Annotated in this window: 15 protein-coding genes; 9 read left to right on the forward strand and 6 right to left on the reverse strand. The window is 49.7% G+C overall.

Annotation, left to right across the window (positions count from 1 at the left end; all coding sequences use genetic code 11):
- The first annotated feature begins 39 nt into the window (after window positions 1–39).
- The 4 genes from K9N75_RS12775 (at window position 40) to K9N75_RS12790 (ending at window position 4,508) form a co-directional block, all read left to right on the forward strand.
- Window positions 40–1,149: a peroxidase gene (locus K9N75_RS12775; protein ID WP_039186462.1), complete on the forward strand. Its 1,110-nt coding sequence runs from the start codon at window positions 40–42 to the stop codon at window positions 1,147–1,149.
- Window positions 1,150–1,288: 139 nt separating this feature from the next.
- On the forward strand, window positions 1,289–3,229 hold the full coding sequence (locus K9N75_RS12780; protein ID WP_008813707.1) for an exoribonuclease II: 1,941 nt from the start codon (window positions 1,289–1,291) through the stop codon (window positions 3,227–3,229).
- 355 nt (window positions 3,230–3,584) lie between these two features.
- Window positions 3,585–4,172 carry an NAD(P)H-dependent oxidoreductase gene (locus K9N75_RS12785; RefSeq protein WP_008813708.1) on the forward strand — a complete coding sequence of 196 codons (588 nt, stop codon included), beginning with the start codon at window positions 3,585–3,587 and terminating at the stop codon, window positions 4,170–4,172.
- A gap of 9 nt (window positions 4,173–4,181) precedes the next feature.
- Window positions 4,182–4,508: a putative quinol monooxygenase gene (locus tag K9N75_RS12790; RefSeq protein WP_130975875.1), complete on the forward strand. Its 327-nt coding sequence runs from the start codon at window positions 4,182–4,184 to the stop codon at window positions 4,506–4,508.
- 163 nt (window positions 4,509–4,671) lie between these two features.
- Here the strand turns inward: K9N75_RS12790 and pepT are convergent, their stop codons facing one another.
- A complete protein-coding gene (pepT, locus tag K9N75_RS12795) occupies window positions 4,672–5,904 on the reverse strand; it encodes a peptidase T (RefSeq protein WP_008813710.1) in 1,233 nt (410 codons plus the stop codon).
- A 701-nt stretch (window positions 5,905–6,605) separates the two neighbouring features.
- On the opposite strand from pepT, the gene potA reads away from it, so the two are divergent.
- The 5 genes from potA to potD all read left to right on the forward strand — a co-directional run bounded on the left by potA (window position 6,606) and on the right by potD (window position 12,287).
- Window positions 6,606–7,745, forward strand: coding sequence for a spermidine/putrescine ABC transporter ATP-binding protein PotA (gene potA / locus K9N75_RS12800; protein ID WP_008813711.1), 1,140 nt, complete (start codon window positions 6,606–6,608; stop codon window positions 7,743–7,745).
- Window positions 7,729–8,589, forward strand: a complete 861-nt coding sequence (gene potB, locus K9N75_RS12805; protein ID WP_004093110.1) for a spermidine/putrescine ABC transporter permease PotB — start codon at window positions 7,729–7,731, stop codon at window positions 8,587–8,589. The genes potA and potB overlap by 17 nt, the downstream gene beginning before the upstream one ends.
- A complete protein-coding gene (potC, locus tag K9N75_RS12810) occupies window positions 8,586–9,371 on the forward strand; it encodes a spermidine/putrescine ABC transporter permease PotC (protein ID WP_008813712.1) in 786 nt (261 codons plus the stop codon). Before potB ends, potC begins: the two co-directional genes overlap by 4 nt.
- A gap of 270 nt (window positions 9,372–9,641) precedes the next feature.
- Entirely contained in the window at window positions 9,642–10,991 is a 1,350-nt protein-coding gene (gene cadB, locus K9N75_RS12815) for a cadaverine/lysine antiporter (protein WP_224451708.1), read from the forward strand.
- Between the two features lie 231 nt (window positions 10,992–11,222).
- Window positions 11,223–12,287 carry a spermidine/putrescine ABC transporter substrate-binding protein PotD gene (gene potD, locus K9N75_RS12820; protein ID WP_008813714.1) on the forward strand — a complete coding sequence of 355 codons (1,065 nt, stop codon included), beginning with the start codon at window positions 11,223–11,225 and terminating at the stop codon, window positions 12,285–12,287.
- A 119-nt stretch (window positions 12,288–12,406) separates the two neighbouring features.
- Here the strand turns inward: potD and fbaB are convergent, their stop codons facing one another.
- From fbaB to lpoB, 5 genes are all read right to left on the reverse strand, one after another.
- Window positions 12,407–13,456, reverse strand: a complete 1,050-nt coding sequence (gene fbaB / locus K9N75_RS12825; protein WP_064573648.1) for a class I fructose-bisphosphate aldolase — start codon at window positions 13,454–13,456, stop codon at window positions 12,407–12,409.
- Between the two features lie 349 nt (window positions 13,457–13,805).
- Window positions 13,806–14,348 carry an alpha/beta hydrolase YcfP gene (gene ycfP / locus K9N75_RS12830; protein WP_008813716.1) on the reverse strand — a complete coding sequence of 181 codons (543 nt, stop codon included), beginning with the start codon at window positions 14,346–14,348 and terminating at the stop codon, window positions 13,806–13,808.
- Window positions 14,349–14,418: 70 nt separating this feature from the next.
- The gene (gene nagZ, locus K9N75_RS12835; protein ID WP_008813717.1) at window positions 14,419–15,438 is read right to left on the reverse strand and encodes a beta-N-acetylhexosaminidase; all 1,020 of its coding nucleotides are present in this window, start codon (window positions 15,436–15,438) and stop codon (window positions 14,419–14,421) included.
- Between the two features lie 76 nt (window positions 15,439–15,514).
- Window positions 15,515–16,393 carry a phosphotransferase gene (locus K9N75_RS12840; RefSeq protein ID WP_114445399.1) on the reverse strand — a complete coding sequence of 293 codons (879 nt, stop codon included), beginning with the start codon at window positions 16,391–16,393 and terminating at the stop codon, window positions 15,515–15,517.
- 4 nt (window positions 16,394–16,397) lie between these two features.
- Window positions 16,398–16,997: a penicillin-binding protein activator LpoB gene (gene lpoB / locus K9N75_RS12845; RefSeq protein WP_020303716.1), complete on the reverse strand. Its 600-nt coding sequence runs from the start codon at window positions 16,995–16,997 to the stop codon at window positions 16,398–16,400.
- Between the last annotated feature and the right edge of the window lies 1 nt (window position 16,998).

Raw genomic sequence — 16,998 nt, forward strand, 5'->3', positions numbered from 1 at the left:
GGTTCACCCTTTTTTCGTAAGATGCCTGAAGGATACACCATGGAGCGATCGACTTCGCCGCTTACGGTTTTTAGCTCACGCTCTTCCTCATCGCACGATGTGGATAATAGCCTGCCTCTGACTCAGGGGCGCTTTCCCCTGTTTGACCAACACGCTGACCGTGAGGCTTATTTTCTGTTAGTGGGTGATGCCTATACCCAGCTATTAGGTATAGCTCCCGAAATCACACGCGAGCATTCGCTTTCACACTATGATCGCTTAAGCATTGCGCTCACTGTCGCGCAGGTTTCACAGGTGACGCCGTTGAGCACGTTCTACGCCAAACAGCTCGCCCCGCTGCACTGCCCGCATAACACGCGCGAGAGTAATCAGCGACTGGCGCAGATCACCGAACATGCTCGGCTCTTGGCATGGGATCCTACCCGCAGCAGCAAGCAAAACCTGCGGGCGCTACGGGCCGTTAAGCTCTCTTACCCTGATATTGTGACTCTCTCGCAAATTATCGGTCTGGTATGCCTGCAAGCGAGACTCATTGCGGGAACATCTGCGCTCTCCGGCCATCCACTCCCTTCCGAGCCCACGATATTTCCCCCTCTGGAACTTAGTGACTTACCCGCAGAATTATCTGCCGCATGGCGGCCTTGGCTACCACTGGGTGCGGATGCTTCGCTGTCCCCCATTGCAGTATGCGGCGCTCCCTCAGGACTGGCCATCGCGCTGATGCTTGTCAGTATGCACAACGGCGAAGCGGCCGACGTGAGTACCCAGTTATTCACCGACGGATATAACTGTAGTGACCGTCTACGCCAGCCGCTACGCGAGTTGGCATTTTTAGTCAGCGCTCGACTGAACGGTTGTCGTCGCGGCAGTCAACATCATGCGCGGCGCTATCTATTGCTGAGCAAACATCGCTTACAAGCCGATGCCGTGCTGGCCGATCCTGTTAGCGCGATTGCCCAATGCAGCCGTCGCGAACGCGCTATTATTCAGGCCAGTATTACCCTTTCCCAAACGCCCTACCGATTCACTCCTGAGCATGTCGCATCCTTGAACCAATCAGGCCTCACCCACGGCGAAATCCTTGAGCTCATTATTGCCCTTGCTACCGGTGCTTGGAGCCAAAGACTACTTGTTTCGTTGGGAGAATGAACTGTTTTAGCTGAATCGCTGAACATTTCACCCACAGTCGTAACGGGGGCTTGCTCATAGGGGCTGATTCGCGTAAAAATGTGAACCGCCCTTGAGGTCACTCACTTCATCCACCTGCCGGAATCTACGTTTCAATACTATGTTTCAGGATAACCCGCTGCTCGCACAGCTTAAACAGCAACTGCATTCCCAGACTCCACGCGTTGAAGGCGTCGTAAAAGGGACCGACAAAGGCTTTGGCTTCTTGGAAGTTGACGCTCAGAAAAGCTATTTCATTCCGCCTCCGTACATGAAAAAAGTCATGCACGGTGACCGCGTTCTGGCTGCTGTTCACACTGAGAAAGATCGTGAAGTCGTTGAGCCGGAAGAGTTGGTTGAACCTTTTCTGACTCGCTTCGTTGGTCGTGTGCAGAAGAAAGACGGTGACAACCGACTGTCCATTATTCCTGATCATCCGTTACTCAAAGATGCCATCCCTTGCCGGGCTGACAACTCGGTGACGCATGAATTTAAGCAAGGCGACTGGGTCGTTGCTGAAATGAATCGCCATCCACTGAAAGGCGATCGTACCTTCTTTGCCAACATCACCACCTACATCACCGACGGTGGCGATGATTTCGCGCCGTGGTGGGTGACTCTCGCGCGCCACGGTCTGGATCGCAGTGCGCCTGAATGGTCTGGCAGCGAAATGCACGAAGAAGGTTTACAGCGCGAAGACCTCACCGCACTGCCGTTCGTCACCATCGATAGCGCCAGCACGGAAGATATGGATGATGCGCTGTATGTGCAGGAGACTGAAGATGGTTCTCTGGCGCTAACGATCGCTATCGCCGATCCAACGGCTTATGTCGAGCAAGGTTCCGAGCTGGACAAAATCGCTCAGGTACGTGCATTTACCACTTACCTGCCCGGCTTTAATATCCCGATGTTACCGCGCGATCTGTCAGATGACCTGTGCTCATTGCGCGCCAACGAACGTCGTCCAGCGTTGCTGTGCCGTGTAACCGTAGCGCAAGACGGTGCGATCTCTGACGATATCCGCTTCTTTGCTGGCTGGATTGAGTCTAAAGCGAAACTGGTCTATGACGAAGTTTCAGACTATCTGGAAGGCGTTGGTAGCTGGAAACCCGAGAACGCGCAGATTGAGCAGCAGGTGCGTTTGCTGCATCGTTTAGCTGACTCGCGCTCAAGCTGGCGCCAACAGCACGCATTGGTATTTAAAGACCGCCCTGATTATCGCTTTGTTTTAGGTGAAAAAGGCAGCGTGGTAGATATCATTGCCGAGCATCGCCGCGTAGCAAACCGCATCGTTGAAGAGTGCATGATAACCGCCAACGTTTGTGCAGCTATCGTACTGCGAGATCGCTTGGGTTTTGGTGTCTATAATACCCATTCTGGTTTCGACCCAGCGCTGGTTGAACAAGCCGTGAGCATTCTGCAAGCCAACGATGTGGCGGCTAATGCCGAAGCATTGCTCACGTTGCAAGGCTTCTGTGAGCTGCGTCGCCATCTGGATTCGCTGCCGACGACGTTCCTTGATAGCCGTGTGCGTCGTTTCCAGACTTTTGCCGAAATCAGCACTGAGCCTGGCCCGCACTATGGTCTAGGTTTGGAGGCATACGCGACCTGGACCTCGCCAATTCGTAAATACGGTGACATGGTCAATCATCGCTTGCTGAAAGCATTAATAGCCGACAAACCGGCTCAGCGCCCCGATGAATCTATCACGGTGCAAATGGCAGAACGCCGCCGCTTGAACCGTATGGCCGAGCGTGACGTCGGGGATTGGTTATATGCACGTTTCCTGAAAGACAAAGTTGATCCAGCAATTCACTTCAATGCTGAAATCATCGACATCTCTCGTGGCGGAATGCGAGTTCGTCTGGTTGATAATGGTGCGATAGCCTTTATCCCATCGTCCTTCATTCATGCTGTCCGTGACGAGTTGGTGTGCAGTCAAGAGACTGGCAGCCTACAGATTAAAGGTGAAACCGTATATCAAACCGGTGATAACCTGCAGGTCTATCTGACAGAAGTTCGTATGGAAACCCGTAGCATTATTGCTAAACCTGTAGCGTAATGTGACTATCCGCCCAATCCTCAGTGTGCAGGATTGGGCGGAATATATTCCTCAATTTTTATCCATTCTTATTAATCCCTATCCGGTGCAAATTCTAAGCTAACGCAGTGCTCGCTGCTCACCAATCCAGCTCTCTACACGGCTTCAGCGTCTATTGAGTCCCCGTTCTCGCGCGAGGTTGATGACGAGATTATTCCTATCAGCCCTCAATTATTGACTGTTAAGCAAAAGTGTTGTGATTCATATCACCTATTTTATGAAAATAAAGAGTGTGATAATTGCTTCAGCCACTAACGAATTTATCGAATAACAACACGGCGTCCATTTTTCACGGCGTCGCTTGAGGAGTTGCATTATGAGCAAGATTTTCCTAATCAATGGTATGAAAGCTTTCGGCCACTCTAAGGGGCAATTGAATACCACGCTGCATGAAGTTGCCAAAGAAACGCTATCTGCATTGGGTCATGAACTGCGTGAAACCACTATCGATCACGGTTATGAAGTAGAACAAGAAATTGAAAATTATCTGTGGGCCGACGTGGTGATTTATCAGATGCCGGGCTGGTGGATGGGTGAGCCGTGGATCGTTAAAAAATACATCGATGAAGTCTTCACTGAAGGCCACGGCCGCTTGTATGCCAGCGATGGTCGCACCCGTTCTGATGCCAACAAAAAATATGGTTCAGGCGGTTTAATTCAGGGCAAGCAACATATGTTGTCTCTGACCTGGAATGCTCCACAGGAAGCATTTGACGATCCGGACCAGTTCTTCCACGGTCAAGGGGTTGACGGTTTGTACATGCATTTCCACAAAGCCAATGAATTCTTGGGTATGACCCGCCTGCCAACGTTCCTGTGCACCGACGTTATTAAGAATCCAAACGTTGAACACAATATCGCTTGTTACCGCGATCATTTAGCGACCGTTTTCGGTCAAAAATAAGGCATCGCCATGATTACCGTTATAGCTGAAATCAAAGTTCGATCCGGCCATCTCGATGAGATCGTCAAGCGTTTCCAAGCCTTGCAAGCTGAAGTGTTAGCTGAAGAGGGTTGCTATCAGTACGCACCGTTGACTGACATGCTGCCAGCTATTGAGCCGCAAACCTTAGCACCAGATACCATTTTTATGCTTGAGCGTTGGGGATCTCATGCGCACTTAGATGCACACCTGAAAACGGCACATATGGTTCGCCACCATAAAGAAACGCAGGATCAGGTTGAATCCGTGACCCTGCGTATTTTGACCGATCGCTCAGCGATCTCTACCCAAAAATAATCCGAGTTGCATTGACGCGGCAAGCGTTCGCTCGTGAGCCCCAAGGAGGGGAAGCATAACGAACGCAGCCAGCAAAATGCAGTTTGAACTATTTTGGGTATAACGATTTATTGCCGCTGTGTCTGTTTATTTTAGCCGCTGATTTTCAGCGGCTTTTTTATTACTAGCCTTTGGCTTTCAACGCGGTCAACTCAGCAATGCGCATAATAACCGAAACCGCTTTTTCCATGCCTTCGAGCGTGATGAACTCATGTTTGCCATGGAAATTGTAGCCACCGGTAAACAGATTCGGGCAAGGCAGGCCGCGGAATGAAAGCTGAGCACCATCAGTACCGCCACGAATCGGGCACATAATTGGCTCAATGCCAACATCGTGCATCGCCTGCTGCGCTAGCTCAATGATATGTGGATGTTTTGCCACTTCATCACGCATGTTGTAGTAACTGTCATCCAACGTCACTTCAATATAACAGTCACGATGTAGGCCTTTGCCCACTTTTTTGGCAATATCCATAATGGTTTTCTTACGTGCTTCAAAACCCTCACGGCTGAAATCACGCACGATGTAATGCATTTCGGCTTTCTCTACCGTGCCTTTCATCGAAGCCAAATGATAAAAACCTTCATAGCCTTCGGTATTTTCAGGCGTTTGTTCAGGGGGTAATTCGTTATGGATACGTGCCGCCAGCGACAATGCATTCACCATCACGCCTTTTGCTGTTCCCGGATGTACGTTGTTACCCACGATCTTGATAGTCACCGACGCGGCATTGAAATTCTCACACTCCAATTCGCCCACTCCACCGCCATCCACAGTGTATGCCCACTCCGCGTCAAAGGCCTCTACATCGAAAAACTGTGCGCCCTTACCCACTTCTTCATCCGGCGTAAATGCGATACGGATATCGCCATGAGGTACGTTATTGTGTTTAAGACGTAGCATCGCCGTTACGATTTCTGCAATCCCCGCTTTATCATCAGCCCCCAGCAACGTTTTACCATCGGTGGTGATCAGCGTCTGGCCAAGCAATTGGTGCAATACAGGGAACATCACAGGCGACAGCACTTCGTCACCAATGCCCAACGCAATATCTCCGCCGCGATAGTTTTCAACGATTTGTGGATTAACATTTTTGCCACTGGCGTCGGGGGCAGTATCTAAATGGGAGATAAAACCGATCGTCGGCGCTTTCCAGCTAACGTTAGAGGGCAGTGTTGCCATCACACACCCGTGATCGCTTAAGGTAACCTGCTCAAAGCCTAATTCGACTAATTCTGCTTTCAGCGCCCGTGCTAGCTTCATCTGGCCATCGGTACTTGGAACCTGACGAACGCCGGATTTTGACTGTGTGTCGAAAGAAACATAATTAAAAAAACGATCGAGTAAGTTATTCATAAAAGTGTCTCGCAATAATTCATTATTCGTCACAGTCCGCATCATTCTTGCTGCAGGAGGGCAAAGAAGGAAGGACAAGTGCCGCGTAGGATAAATAATCGACTAGTGGGCGAGCCAAACGACGTCAAGCGTGGACTTTTGCAAGGCGATTGCACTGTAAACCCCTAAATAATTCGAGTTGCAGGAAGGCGGCAAGTGAGTGAACCCGATGAGCTTACTCTTGTAAGTAATCCGGGTGAACGAGCGCAGCCAACGCACATGCAGCTTGAAGTATGACGGGTATACATCTCATTATGGCGAAATACCCTTTGCCCTCATCATAGGTTTTACATTATGCGGAGGCGACAAAACTGAAATATTGCGTCAGGTCATTTTTAGCTGAAGTTAAACAAAGTAAAGAAAGTAATACTGAATAAAAATAGCCGTTTCACAGGATTTTTGCCCCATTCTCGGCAAATTAGTGCATCATGGTGGCTGTAAGGCGGGAAAATCAGGATTTATTAGCGGGCTGGCTTTTAATTGTAGTTCACACAGTCTATCATTCGCGCCTTAATTTTTGATTGGCGCCGCTGGTTTTGAGCTGTCTGACTCATTGATTTAGCTTGAGTCTATCTGCTCTTACCTTTCAGCGATGAAAGGGATAACAGTCTTTTCAGCGGCGGTTCTATCTGCAATACACACCGGGATAGAGTAGCAAATAAATGACTGAGATATCCTCTCTAGGTTCTAACGCAGCACCACAGCCTGTTGTTCGTTTGACAGGTATCCGCAAGTCTTTCGATGATAAAGATATCATCACTGACCTTGACCTCACGATTAATCATGGCGAGTTCTTGACCATTCTCGGCCCTTCTGGCTGCGGAAAAACCACCGTTTTGCGTCTTATTGCCGGTTTGGAAGACGTTGATGACGGCCGGGTGATTCTGGACGGTGAAGATATCACTCACCTTCCCGCTGAACAGCGACACGTCAACACCGTATTTCAAAGTTATGCATTGTTTCCGCATATGACCGTGCTCGACAACGTCGCCTTTGGCCTACGTATGCAAAAAAGACCCGAGGCAGAAATTAAGCCGCGCGCTTTGGAAGCGTTACGCATGGTTCAGTTGGAAGAGTTTGCCCAGCGTCGTCCTCATCAGCTCTCTGGCGGTCAGCAACAGCGCGTCGCCATTGCGCGCGCGGTGGTGAATAAGCCAAGGGTACTCCTGCTGGATGAGTCACTTTCCGCGTTGGATTACAAGCTACGTAAGCAGATGCAGAACGAGCTTAAAGCGTTACAGCGTAAGCTGGGGATTACTTTTATCTTTGTCACGCACGATCAGGAAGAAGCACTGACGATGTCCGACCGTATCGTGGTGATGCGCGACGGTAAAATCGAGCAGGATGGTACGCCACGTGAGATTTACGAAGAGCCGAAAAACCTGTTTGTCGCCAGCTTCATCGGTGAAATCAACATATTCGATGCGGAAGTGCTGCACCGCGTCGATGAGCATCGCGTGAGAGCAAATGTTGAAGGTCGCGAGTGCAATATTTATGTGGATGCGGCAATGGAAGTCAGCCCAGGCGATAAACTGAACGTGCTACTACGACCTGAAGACGTGCGCGTTGAAGAAATACATCACGGTCAGCACGTTGATGGCATCATCGGCTATGTCCGCGAGCGTAACTATAAAGGTATGACGCTGGAATCAACCGTCGAACTGGAAAACGGCAAGATGGTGCTGGTCAGCGAGTTCTTTAATGAAGACGATCCTGATGTGGATCATTCACTGAATCAAAAAATGGCCGTGACTTGGGTCGAAAGCTGGGAGGTGGTGCTGGCTGATGAAGAAGTCGCGTAAGTATTTCCAGAATGTGGTGATCACCGGCGTGGTCGCTTGGCTGGTGCTATTCGTCTTTATGCCGAATTTGATGATTATCGCCACCAGCTTCCTAACGCGTGATGACGCTCATCTGGTCAAGATGGTGTTCTCTCTCGATAACTACACGCGTTTATTTGATCCGCTGTATGCCGAAGTGTTGTTGCACTCGCTCAATATGGCCGTCATCGCCACGCTATGTTGTTTGGTGATCGGGTATCCTTTTGCCTTTATTCTTGCACGCCTACCTGAGAGAGTACGCCCTCTTCTGCTGTTTTTGCTGATTGTTCCATTCTGGACAAATTCACTCATACGTATTTATGGCCTGAAATTATTTCTCAGCACCCGTGGTTATCTGAACGAGTTTCTTTTGTGGACCGGAATTATCGATACGCCTTTACGGATAATGTATACACCAGAAGCGGTTATTCTGGGGCTGATTTATATCCTATTGCCGTTTATGGTGATGCCGCTCTATTCCAGTATTGAGAAACTCGATAAATCAGTGCTGGAGGCCGCGCGTGATTTGGGGGCTAATAAGCTACAAACCTTTATTCGTATTATTATCCCATTAACCATGCCGGGGATTGTTGCAGGCTCATTGCTGGTCATGCTGCCATCATTGGGACTGTTCTACGTCTCTGACCTGCTTGGCGGTGCAAAGAACCTCCTGATTGGCAATGTGATAAAAAGCCAGTTCCTAAATATCCGCGACTGGCCCTTCGGCGCGGCGACCAGCATATGTTTAACACTGGTGATGGGGATTCTGCTGTATATCTATTATCGCGTCGGGAAATTAATGAATAAAAAGGTGGAACTGGAATGATCGGACGCCTGCTACGCGGTGGATTTATGTCCATCGTCTATGCCTATTTATATATCCCTATTATTATTCTGATCGCTAACTCGTTTAATAGCTCTCGTTTTGGCATCAATTGGAAGGGATTCACCTTCGATTGGTACAGCACGTTGATGAACAATGACAGCTTGCTTCAGGCTGCAGGCCATTCGATCACGATGGCGGTGCTTTCTGCCACCTTTGCTACACTGATCGGTTCACTGACCGCCGTAGCGCTGTTCCGGTATCACTTCCGCGGCAAACCTTTTGTCAGCGGAATGCTATTTGTTGTCATGATGTCACCGGATATTGTGATGGCGATTTCGTTGCTGGTGCTGTTCATGTTACTGGGTGTCTCTTTAGGCTTCTGGTCACTGCTGTTCTCGCATATCACCTTCTGCCTGCCCTTTGTCGTCGTTACCGTATATTCACGCCTAAAGGGATTTGACGTGCGTATGTTGGAGGCAGCTAAAGATCTTGGCGCTAGCGAATTCATTATTCTGCGCAAAATTCTTTTGCCGCTCGCCATGCCTGCTGTAGCGGCTGGCTGGTTGCTGAGCTTCACACTATCGATGGATGATGTGGTTGTTTCCTCATTTGTGACCGGCCCAAGCTATGAAATTTTGCCCTTGAAAATCTACTCAATGGTGAAAGTGGGTGTCTCTCCTGAGGTCAACGCGCTGGCAACCATCCTGCTGGTATTATCGCTGGTTCTGGTACTGGGGAGTCAGTTCATATTGCGCGACAGAACGGCATCCAAGCCGCTTTAATTAAGAATGCTGATTCAACATGAAAGGCGCCCAGAGCGCCTTTTTTGCATTCCTGTGCTAGCTTTAGTGCAAGACAACTCGGTTTAGATTGTTCATTACAACATCGGTTGTGACTCAAAACTGTTTTAGCTCAATGCATTGTCGTTAACCTATTTGCAAATGTGATACATGTCTCAATTTGTCATATAATTCCCACCCAAGGATTTTCAATATCAAACGACAGCGTGCCGTGAGGGAACATAGCTAAATGCTGATGTTAACGGGGCTAAAATGGCGTCTTCTAAAAAAATCGGGCTGATAGCGTGTACCGGTATCGTCGCAGGTAACATGATGGGGAGCGGTATCGCCCTCCTACCTGCGAACCTCGCCAAAATTGGTTCTATCGCTCTCTTCGGATGGTTTATTACATTGATCGGTGCCATGTCATTGGCATATGTGTTTGCACGTTTAACCACGCGCGATCCACAGGTTGGCGGACCTATCGCCTATGCTGGCCGTTTAGGTCCCGCATTTGGCTTCCAAACCGCCGTGCTTTACTACCATGCAAACTGGATAGGTAACCTCGCCGACTGCCTTGCCGGCGTGGCCTATCTTTCTGTCTTCTTCCCCGCGCTTAATCAGCCGATTCCTGCTGGGATTGCCAGTATCGTCATTATCTGGATTATGGCGTTGGTGAACATGATGGGAGGCAGCTGGGTGAGTCGCTTAACCACACTGGGGCTGATCCTCGTCCTCGTTCCCGTCATTGGTACCGCCATCGCTGGCTGGCATTGGTTCGACCCTGCACTGTATCAGGCGAACTGGAATACCTCCGGCCAAGCGGACAGCAAAGCGATTATGCACAGCATCCTGATTTGCCTATGGGCGTTTGTTGGCGTGGAATCCGCGGCCGTCAGCTCGGGTCTGGTGAAAAACCCGCAGCGTACTGTTCCTATCGCAACCATGCTGGGCACCGCATTAGCTGGGATTGTGTATATTCTGGCAACACAGGTCATGAGCGGAATGTTCCCTGCTGATGTGATGTCAAAAACCGGTGCGCCTTTCGCCGCCAGTACCTCCATGATGATTGGCTCATGGGCTGCCCCAGTGGTATCGGCCTTTACCGCATTTGCCTGTTTGGCAGCGCTGGGCTCTTGGATGATGTTGGTCGGACAGGCGGGTGTCCGCGCCGCGCGTGATGGCAACTTCCCTAAAATATACGGCGAGGTGGATAGCCACGGCGTGCCACGTAAAGGCATCATCCTCTCTGCCATCAAAATGACGTTGCTGATGGCATTCATGACCTTCATGAGTGCAAAAGGCAGCAACTCTTCCGATATTTTTGGCGAGCTTATCGGCATCGCGGTTCTGCTGACCATGTTGCCGTATTTCTACTCCTGCGTAGCGTTAATTCGTATGGAAGGCGCGTCGCTGAAAAATATCGTCAGCGTTATGGCGGCAACATTAGGCTGTGTTTTCTGCTTCGTCGCATTGTCAGGAGCAGAAAATATTAAGCTGACGGCAACCTTTATTATCAGTTTAAGCATTTTGATGTTCTATGCCCGCAAACAAGGGGAACATGAGAAAGCGTATGCCATCCAACAAAAGCAAAACCCACCGCCTGACGATCGGCTAGGGTAACGTGGTATCTCTCTGCCACCAATGAGATGCATTGGTGGCAGAAACCCATTTATTTTCCGCGCCCTGCAAAACCTAAACCATCCCCTTGCTTTACCCCACGCGCCCCCGCTCCTATAATGGCCGCCCTGATGGTACAACTCCCGCGAAAACATGTGTTCTTGTCGAAGTGTTCCATGCAGGACCCATAGAGATTTTCTCTTTATTTCGACCTTCACTATAGGGATACGCTGAATGAAAAAGTGGTCACCTCTGGTAGCCGCAGGTTTGTTGGCTTTGGGAGTTAATGCCGCAATCGCTGCCGATGCGCCGAAAACGGAAAATGACAATAATACTGTCTATTTCTATAACTGGACTGAATATGTGCCGCCGGGACTGTTAGAGCAGTTCACCAAGGAAACCGGCATCAAGGTGATTTATTCCACCTACGAGTCCAATGAAACCATGTATGCCAAACTGAAGACGTATAAAAGTGGCGCATACGATCTGGTGGTTCCTTCCACTTATTTTGTTTCCAAAATGAGTAAAGAAGGCATGCTGCAAAAGATCGACAAAACTAAGCTAAGCAACTTCCATAATCTGGACCCGAATCTGCTGCACAAGCCTTTCGACCCAGAGAATGACTACTCCATTCCCTACATCTGGGGTGCAACCGCGATTGGCGTTAACTCGGATGCCATCGATCCTAAAAGCGTCACCCGTTGGGCTGACCTATGGAAGCCAGAATATAAAGGTAGCCTACTGCTCACCGACGATGCACGCGAAGTTTTTCAAATGGCGCTGCTGAAACTGGGATACTCAGGCAACACCACTGACCCGAAACAGATCGAAGCGGCTTATGAAGAGCTGAAAAAGCTGATGCCAAACGTATTGGCTTTCAACTCTGATAACCCTGCCAATCCTTACATGGAAGGCGAGGTCAATCTGGGGATGGTCTGGAATGGCTCGGCATACGTTGCACGCGAAGCCGGTACGCCGCTAGAGGTGGTTTGGCCGAAAGAAGGCGGGATTTTCTGGATGGACAGCCTATCTATTCCCGCTAACGCGAAGAATCCTGAAGGTGCCTTGAAGCTGATTAACTTCCTGCTTCGCCCTGATATTGCGGTACAGGTTGCCAAAACTATCGGCTATCCAACACCGAACTTAGCGGCTCAGAAAATGCTGCCAGCATCCATCTCTGGCGATAAATCACTCTACCCTGATGCTGAAACCATCGCTCATGGTGAGTGGCAAAACGACGTGGGTAGCGCCAGCGAAATTTATGAGAACTACTTCCAGAAGCTGAAGGCAGGCCGCTAAAGCGTCCTCATCACTTTTAGTCCCCTGTCCATCATAAAGCGGGCTCAGTCGTTCTGGCTGAGCCCGCTTTTTTTAGCCTATTTTTCTAAGCCAACTATTTTCAGCCATCTCGCTTTCAGTTAAGCGATAGTCACCTTCTTATCTAAATACACGTCCTGCACCGCATTGATTAACGCGACGCCATCCTTCATCGATTTTTTGAACGCTTTGCGTCCCAAAATCAACCCCATGCCACCGGCACGTTTATTGATCACCGCGGTTCGCACCGATTCTTGAATGTCATTTTCACCAGCAGCACCGCCGGAGTTAATTAAACCGGCACGCCCCATATAGCAATTCGCCAACTGATAGCGCACCAGATCGATTGGATGGTCGGAGGTGAGTTTGGTATACACTCGCTCATCGGTATAGCCAAATTTAACGGCTTTATAGCCACCGTTATTTTCGGCCATTTTTTGCTTCACAATATCGGCCCCAATCGTTGCGGCCAAATGGTTTGCCTGCCCAGTTAAATCGGCGCTAGAGTGGTAGTCTACGCCATCTTTAACAAATGCTGGATTTCTCAGGTAAGCCCATAGCACCGTAACCATGCCCAACTCATGCGCACGTTCAAAAGCCGCTGAGATCTCTTCAATTTGGCGGCGTGACTCTGCTGAACCAAAATAAATCGTTGCCCCTACGGCCTGAGCACCCAGATTGAATGCCTGTTCTACGCTGGCATATAGAGTCTGATCATACTGCGTTGGATAGCTTAACGTTTCGTTGTGGTTCAGTTTGACCAAGAAAGGAATTTTATGTGCATAGCGACGCGAAACCGCGGCTAATACACCATAGGTTGACGCCACGCAGTTACAGCCCGCCTGAATAGCCAACTCGACAATATTCTTTGGATCGAAATAGAGCGGGTTAGCTGCAAAGGAAGCCCCAGCAGAATGCTCTACGCCCTGATCGACAGGTAGGATAGAAAGATAGCCAGTCCCCGCTAGGCGCCCTGTGTTATACAGATTTTGCATGGCCGCGAGCACTCGCGGCGAACGGTTATTGTCGATCATCACACGATCAACAAAATCGGCACCGGGAAGATAGAGCTGGTCTGATGGGATAGTCGTACAGCGATGTTCGAGCAGGGAATTGGCTTCTTTACCTAATAATTTAGCGATATCAGTCATAACTAACTCCGTCTTGGCTCTGGGCATCAACTCAGAGCAATGAGTAAAATTATCTATCACTTACTTAACAACAAGACTCTCAAGATGCGCGTATCCGTCCAAGCGGGCTAAAACGCTCTGTCATAATCATAAGCCGCCAGCGTGTGAAGCGCCGACACAGACATCTCGTGATAGCCAAAAGAATTACAGCGTAGCCCTCTTGGCTTGAGATGATATTCACCATAGCAAATTAATCCAGCTCACTTTTAGGCCAACATGCTTAAACTATTCACCAGACTAGAGGATGAGATCAAAAAAGCTTCAGCAGAATGCTGAAGCTGGAAGTGAAATGCTTAAATTCTCATCGGCCTTAAGATACCGTTTTAAATGCCCGAATTTTTTGCAGATGCTGCGACAGGCTTTTAAATTTGTGCGTCTGCTGCTCGTCCCATACAATTTCATAGAAAGGTTGCAGGTACTCTGCGCTGCGCTGGCTATTTAGCACTTCATCATGACGTGAAAGCACCGCCAAACAGCGCTCGCGATTCTTTTCACGAAAGTTCTCCACGCACTTGGTCGCAATATCTAAATACTCTTCAGGCCGATCAATCTTACCCATCATATTTTCTTGCGGGAACAGATTCGGGTTAAACATCACCTGACGAATACCGCATAAATAACCAATTCGCTCTGCCCAGAAACCGCCAAGGCCTACGCCGCAAATCAGCGCATGAGCATCGCCAGCCTGCTGCACAACTTTATCCACCTCTTTCAGCAAATGCTGCATATCGTGGCGCGGGTGTCGAGTACTGTAGCTAATCAAACGCACATCGGGATCGATGAACTGTAACTGCATCACTTTTTCGTGATTACCTGGACTGGTGGAATCAAAACCGTGAAGATAAATAATCATGTTCTCACTGCTCCCAAACAGCGGCTAACGTCGTAGCCGCCTTGCGTTATTGTGATTTAAGCGCCGGTATTTATGCTTTGCTGTCCACCCAACGCTGATGAAGCTGCTCTAATTCTTGATGCGCCGCTTTCCAGCGCGGTGAAGCCATCAGTTCTTCACGCGTTAATTTACCATTATGATACAGCGAGCTAACACGCTCTGCGGTGATCGGTGCCAAATTATCCAACACGCTGACGGCCCCCTCGCGGTGATTGCACACTAAAATCATGTCACAGCCCGCGTCTAGCGAAGCCTGACCACGCTCTGCGTAGCTCCCCATGACAGCAGCACCTTCCATCGACAAATCATCAGAGAAGATCACGCCATTAAAGCCTAGCTGTTGGCGTAATACCTGCTTTAACCAGTATGGAGAACCACTTGCCGGGCGCGCATCGGCCTGCGGATAAATCACATGAGCGGGCATTACGGCGTCCAGTTTACCGCGCGAATTCAGTTGGTTAAAAATAACCATATCATGATTAATGATTTCTTCCAGCGGACGAGGGTCAATTGGCGTTTCTTTATGCGAATCGGCGGTCACTGCACCGTGACCGGGGAAATGTTTGCCGGTGGTTTTCATGCCAGCTTCATGCATACCATCAATAAAACTTTCCGCCATACGCACTGCGATTTCTGGCTTTTCATGGAACGATCGTTCGCCAATCGCCGCGCTGCCGTGGCCTAAATCCAGCACCGGCGCAAAGCTGATATCAATATCCATGGCAATCATTTCGCAAGCCATAAGCCATCCCGCTTCTTGGGCTAACCTACGCCCTTCGGCATCGCTATTTAAAGCCGCAAAAGACTGAGCCGCCGGTAAACGGGTGAACCCCTCACGGAAACGCTGAACGCGGCCGCCCTCCTGATCGACGGCAATCACTAAGTGATTACGCGATGCAGCGCGGATTTGGCGTACCAGCTCACGAAGCTGTTGCGCATCATGGAAATTGCGGGTGAATAGAATTAATCCCCCGACCAGCGGATGCTGCAAAATCTCACGCTCTTCGGCATCCAACTCATAGGCTGCCACATCCAACATTACTGGACCCACAAGGAATCTCCTTATCAATTTAACTTTGCGGCGCGCATTAACGCCTTCGCTATTTTGTCACGTGCGGCTTTACTGGCTAGCGTCCTGCTTCTCTCTGAGCGAGCAACTGGGATAGCAACAGATTGGCGGCCTCACGAAATGAATTCTGTTTTGATTGCTGCCAGCGCACTTCATACCATAACCACGCCATATAATCGACGCGGGGCAACCAGCATTGAACATGTTGTTGCAATTTTTCTATGTCTGCGTACCCACCAGCCCGCACATACAAATCGGTAAAATAGCGCTGCTGCGGTTCCGTCCAGCCGAAACTACGATACATCGCCGCCAGATCCAAAGCGATATCACCTACCGCGGCATATTCCCAATCGATAAGGCGCAGCCCACTGGATGTTTGAATAATATTTCCCGGATGGATATCCATATGCAGTAGTGCGAATTTAAGCGGCGTAGGTAACGCACGTGACTGCCAATATTGATGAATGCTTAGCGTTTGCGGAGTGAACCAGTGCGGCGAACTTAACTGATAATAACGCTGGCAATGACGGTGAAAATCGCGTGCTTGGCCCGTTGGTTTAAGGCGATGTAACGCCACTATTTTTTCTGCTAACGCTGGCAGATGAGAAAAGTAATTGGTATCAGTGAGTGCTTGGCCGTGAATCCATTCGGTAATCAGCCAGCCGGCGTCAATGCCTAAGCACTGTGGCGCAATAGCGGCATCAGCGGCTAACCTCAGCGCATGGGATTCACGTTTGCGATTGATACCTAGCTGTGTTTTTTGTTGCGTTTGTGGACGCAGTAGATAGGCATGGCCCTCGGGCGTTGAAACTTTCCAGTTAATACCGGTCAGCCCTTCGACTTGAGATATTTGCCACTCTAGTGGGTCAACCAACGAAAAACGGCGGGCCAGAACGGCCCGCACGGAAGTCAATGATGATTCAAACACGTTCGACATAGGATCAACGAGTCACGGCCCCATTACCCGACCAGATGATTTCACCGGTTTGGACCAACATCAGCTGCATCGCTATCTTGGGTGATTGTACATCGCCGTCTATCGCGCTATACAGCACATACTGTGCATTAACGATACGCGCCAGACCAATCGCCTTACGGCGTGAACCTAAACTATCTTCTGCGGATAACCCTAACGACTGTTTAGCGCTAGTCACTTGGTTAGCCGGAACCAACGTGAATTTATTGCCCTGCTGCAGCGCCTTTTTCAACTCCGCGGTCGCATTGGATACCTGAATACTACCGTTAGTTTGGTTTTGTACGTTATCGACTAACAATACGCTACCCGCAGCCACATCTGGTGAGCTCAGCATCTGATTAATCAGCGGCGTTAAGCTCCCGCTCCAGTTAAAACTCTGCACCTTCGGCGGGGTTGGTACGGTGGTGACCGGTGGCTGTTCTACCGGCGTAGTGGGCGCGGTGACCGGAGGCTGGGTTTGTGTCGGTTGCGCCGGCTCGGTCGTTGTTTCACTGCCCTGCTTCGTCGTGATTTGACAGCCCGCCAGCAGCAACGCCGCAAACGTCACAGATAAAAGCTTTTTCATC

The sequence above is a fragment of the Hafnia paralvei genome, assembly GCF_020150375.1.
Lineage (GTDB): Bacteria > Pseudomonadota > Gammaproteobacteria > Enterobacterales > Enterobacteriaceae > Hafnia > Hafnia paralvei.

Coding starts and splice junctions, on each gene's coding strand:
- ycfP (WP_008813716.1), bottom strand. CDS start 14,348: ATGATTATTTATCTTCACGGTTTTGATTCCACCAGTCCAGGTAATCAC.
- fbaB (WP_064573648.1), bottom strand. CDS start 13,456: ATGACTGATATCGCTAAATTATTAGGTAAAGAAGCCAATTCCCTGCTC.
- potC (WP_008813712.1), top strand. CDS start 8,586: ATGATCGGACGCCTGCTACGCGGTGGATTTATGTCCATCGTCTATGCC.
- potA (WP_008813711.1), top strand. CDS start 6,606: ATGACTGAGATATCCTCTCTAGGTTCTAACGCAGCACCACAGCCTGTT.
- K9N75_RS12840 (WP_114445399.1), bottom strand. CDS start 16,393: ATGTCGAACGTGTTTGAATCATCATTGACTTCCGTGCGGGCCGTTCTG.
- K9N75_RS12785 (WP_008813708.1), top strand. CDS start 3,585: ATGAGCAAGATTTTCCTAATCAATGGTATGAAAGCTTTCGGCCACTCT.
- potB (WP_004093110.1), top strand. CDS start 7,729: ATGAAGAAGTCGCGTAAGTATTTCCAGAATGTGGTGATCACCGGCGTG.
- lpoB (WP_020303716.1), bottom strand. CDS start 16,997: ATGAAAAAGCTTTTATCTGTGACGTTTGCGGCGTTGCTGCTGGCGGGC.
- pepT (WP_008813710.1), bottom strand. CDS start 5,904: ATGAATAACTTACTCGATCGTTTTTTTAATTATGTTTCTTTCGACACA.
- K9N75_RS12790 (WP_130975875.1), top strand. CDS start 4,182: ATGATTACCGTTATAGCTGAAATCAAAGTTCGATCCGGCCATCTCGAT.
- K9N75_RS12775 (WP_039186462.1), top strand. CDS start 40: ATGGAGCGATCGACTTCGCCGCTTACGGTTTTTAGCTCACGCTCTTCC.
- cadB (WP_224451708.1), top strand. CDS start 9,642: ATGGCGTCTTCTAAAAAAATCGGGCTGATAGCGTGTACCGGTATCGTC.
- potD (WP_008813714.1), top strand. CDS start 11,223: ATGAAAAAGTGGTCACCTCTGGTAGCCGCAGGTTTGTTGGCTTTGGGA.
- K9N75_RS12780 (WP_008813707.1), top strand. CDS start 1,289: ATGTTTCAGGATAACCCGCTGCTCGCACAGCTTAAACAGCAACTGCAT.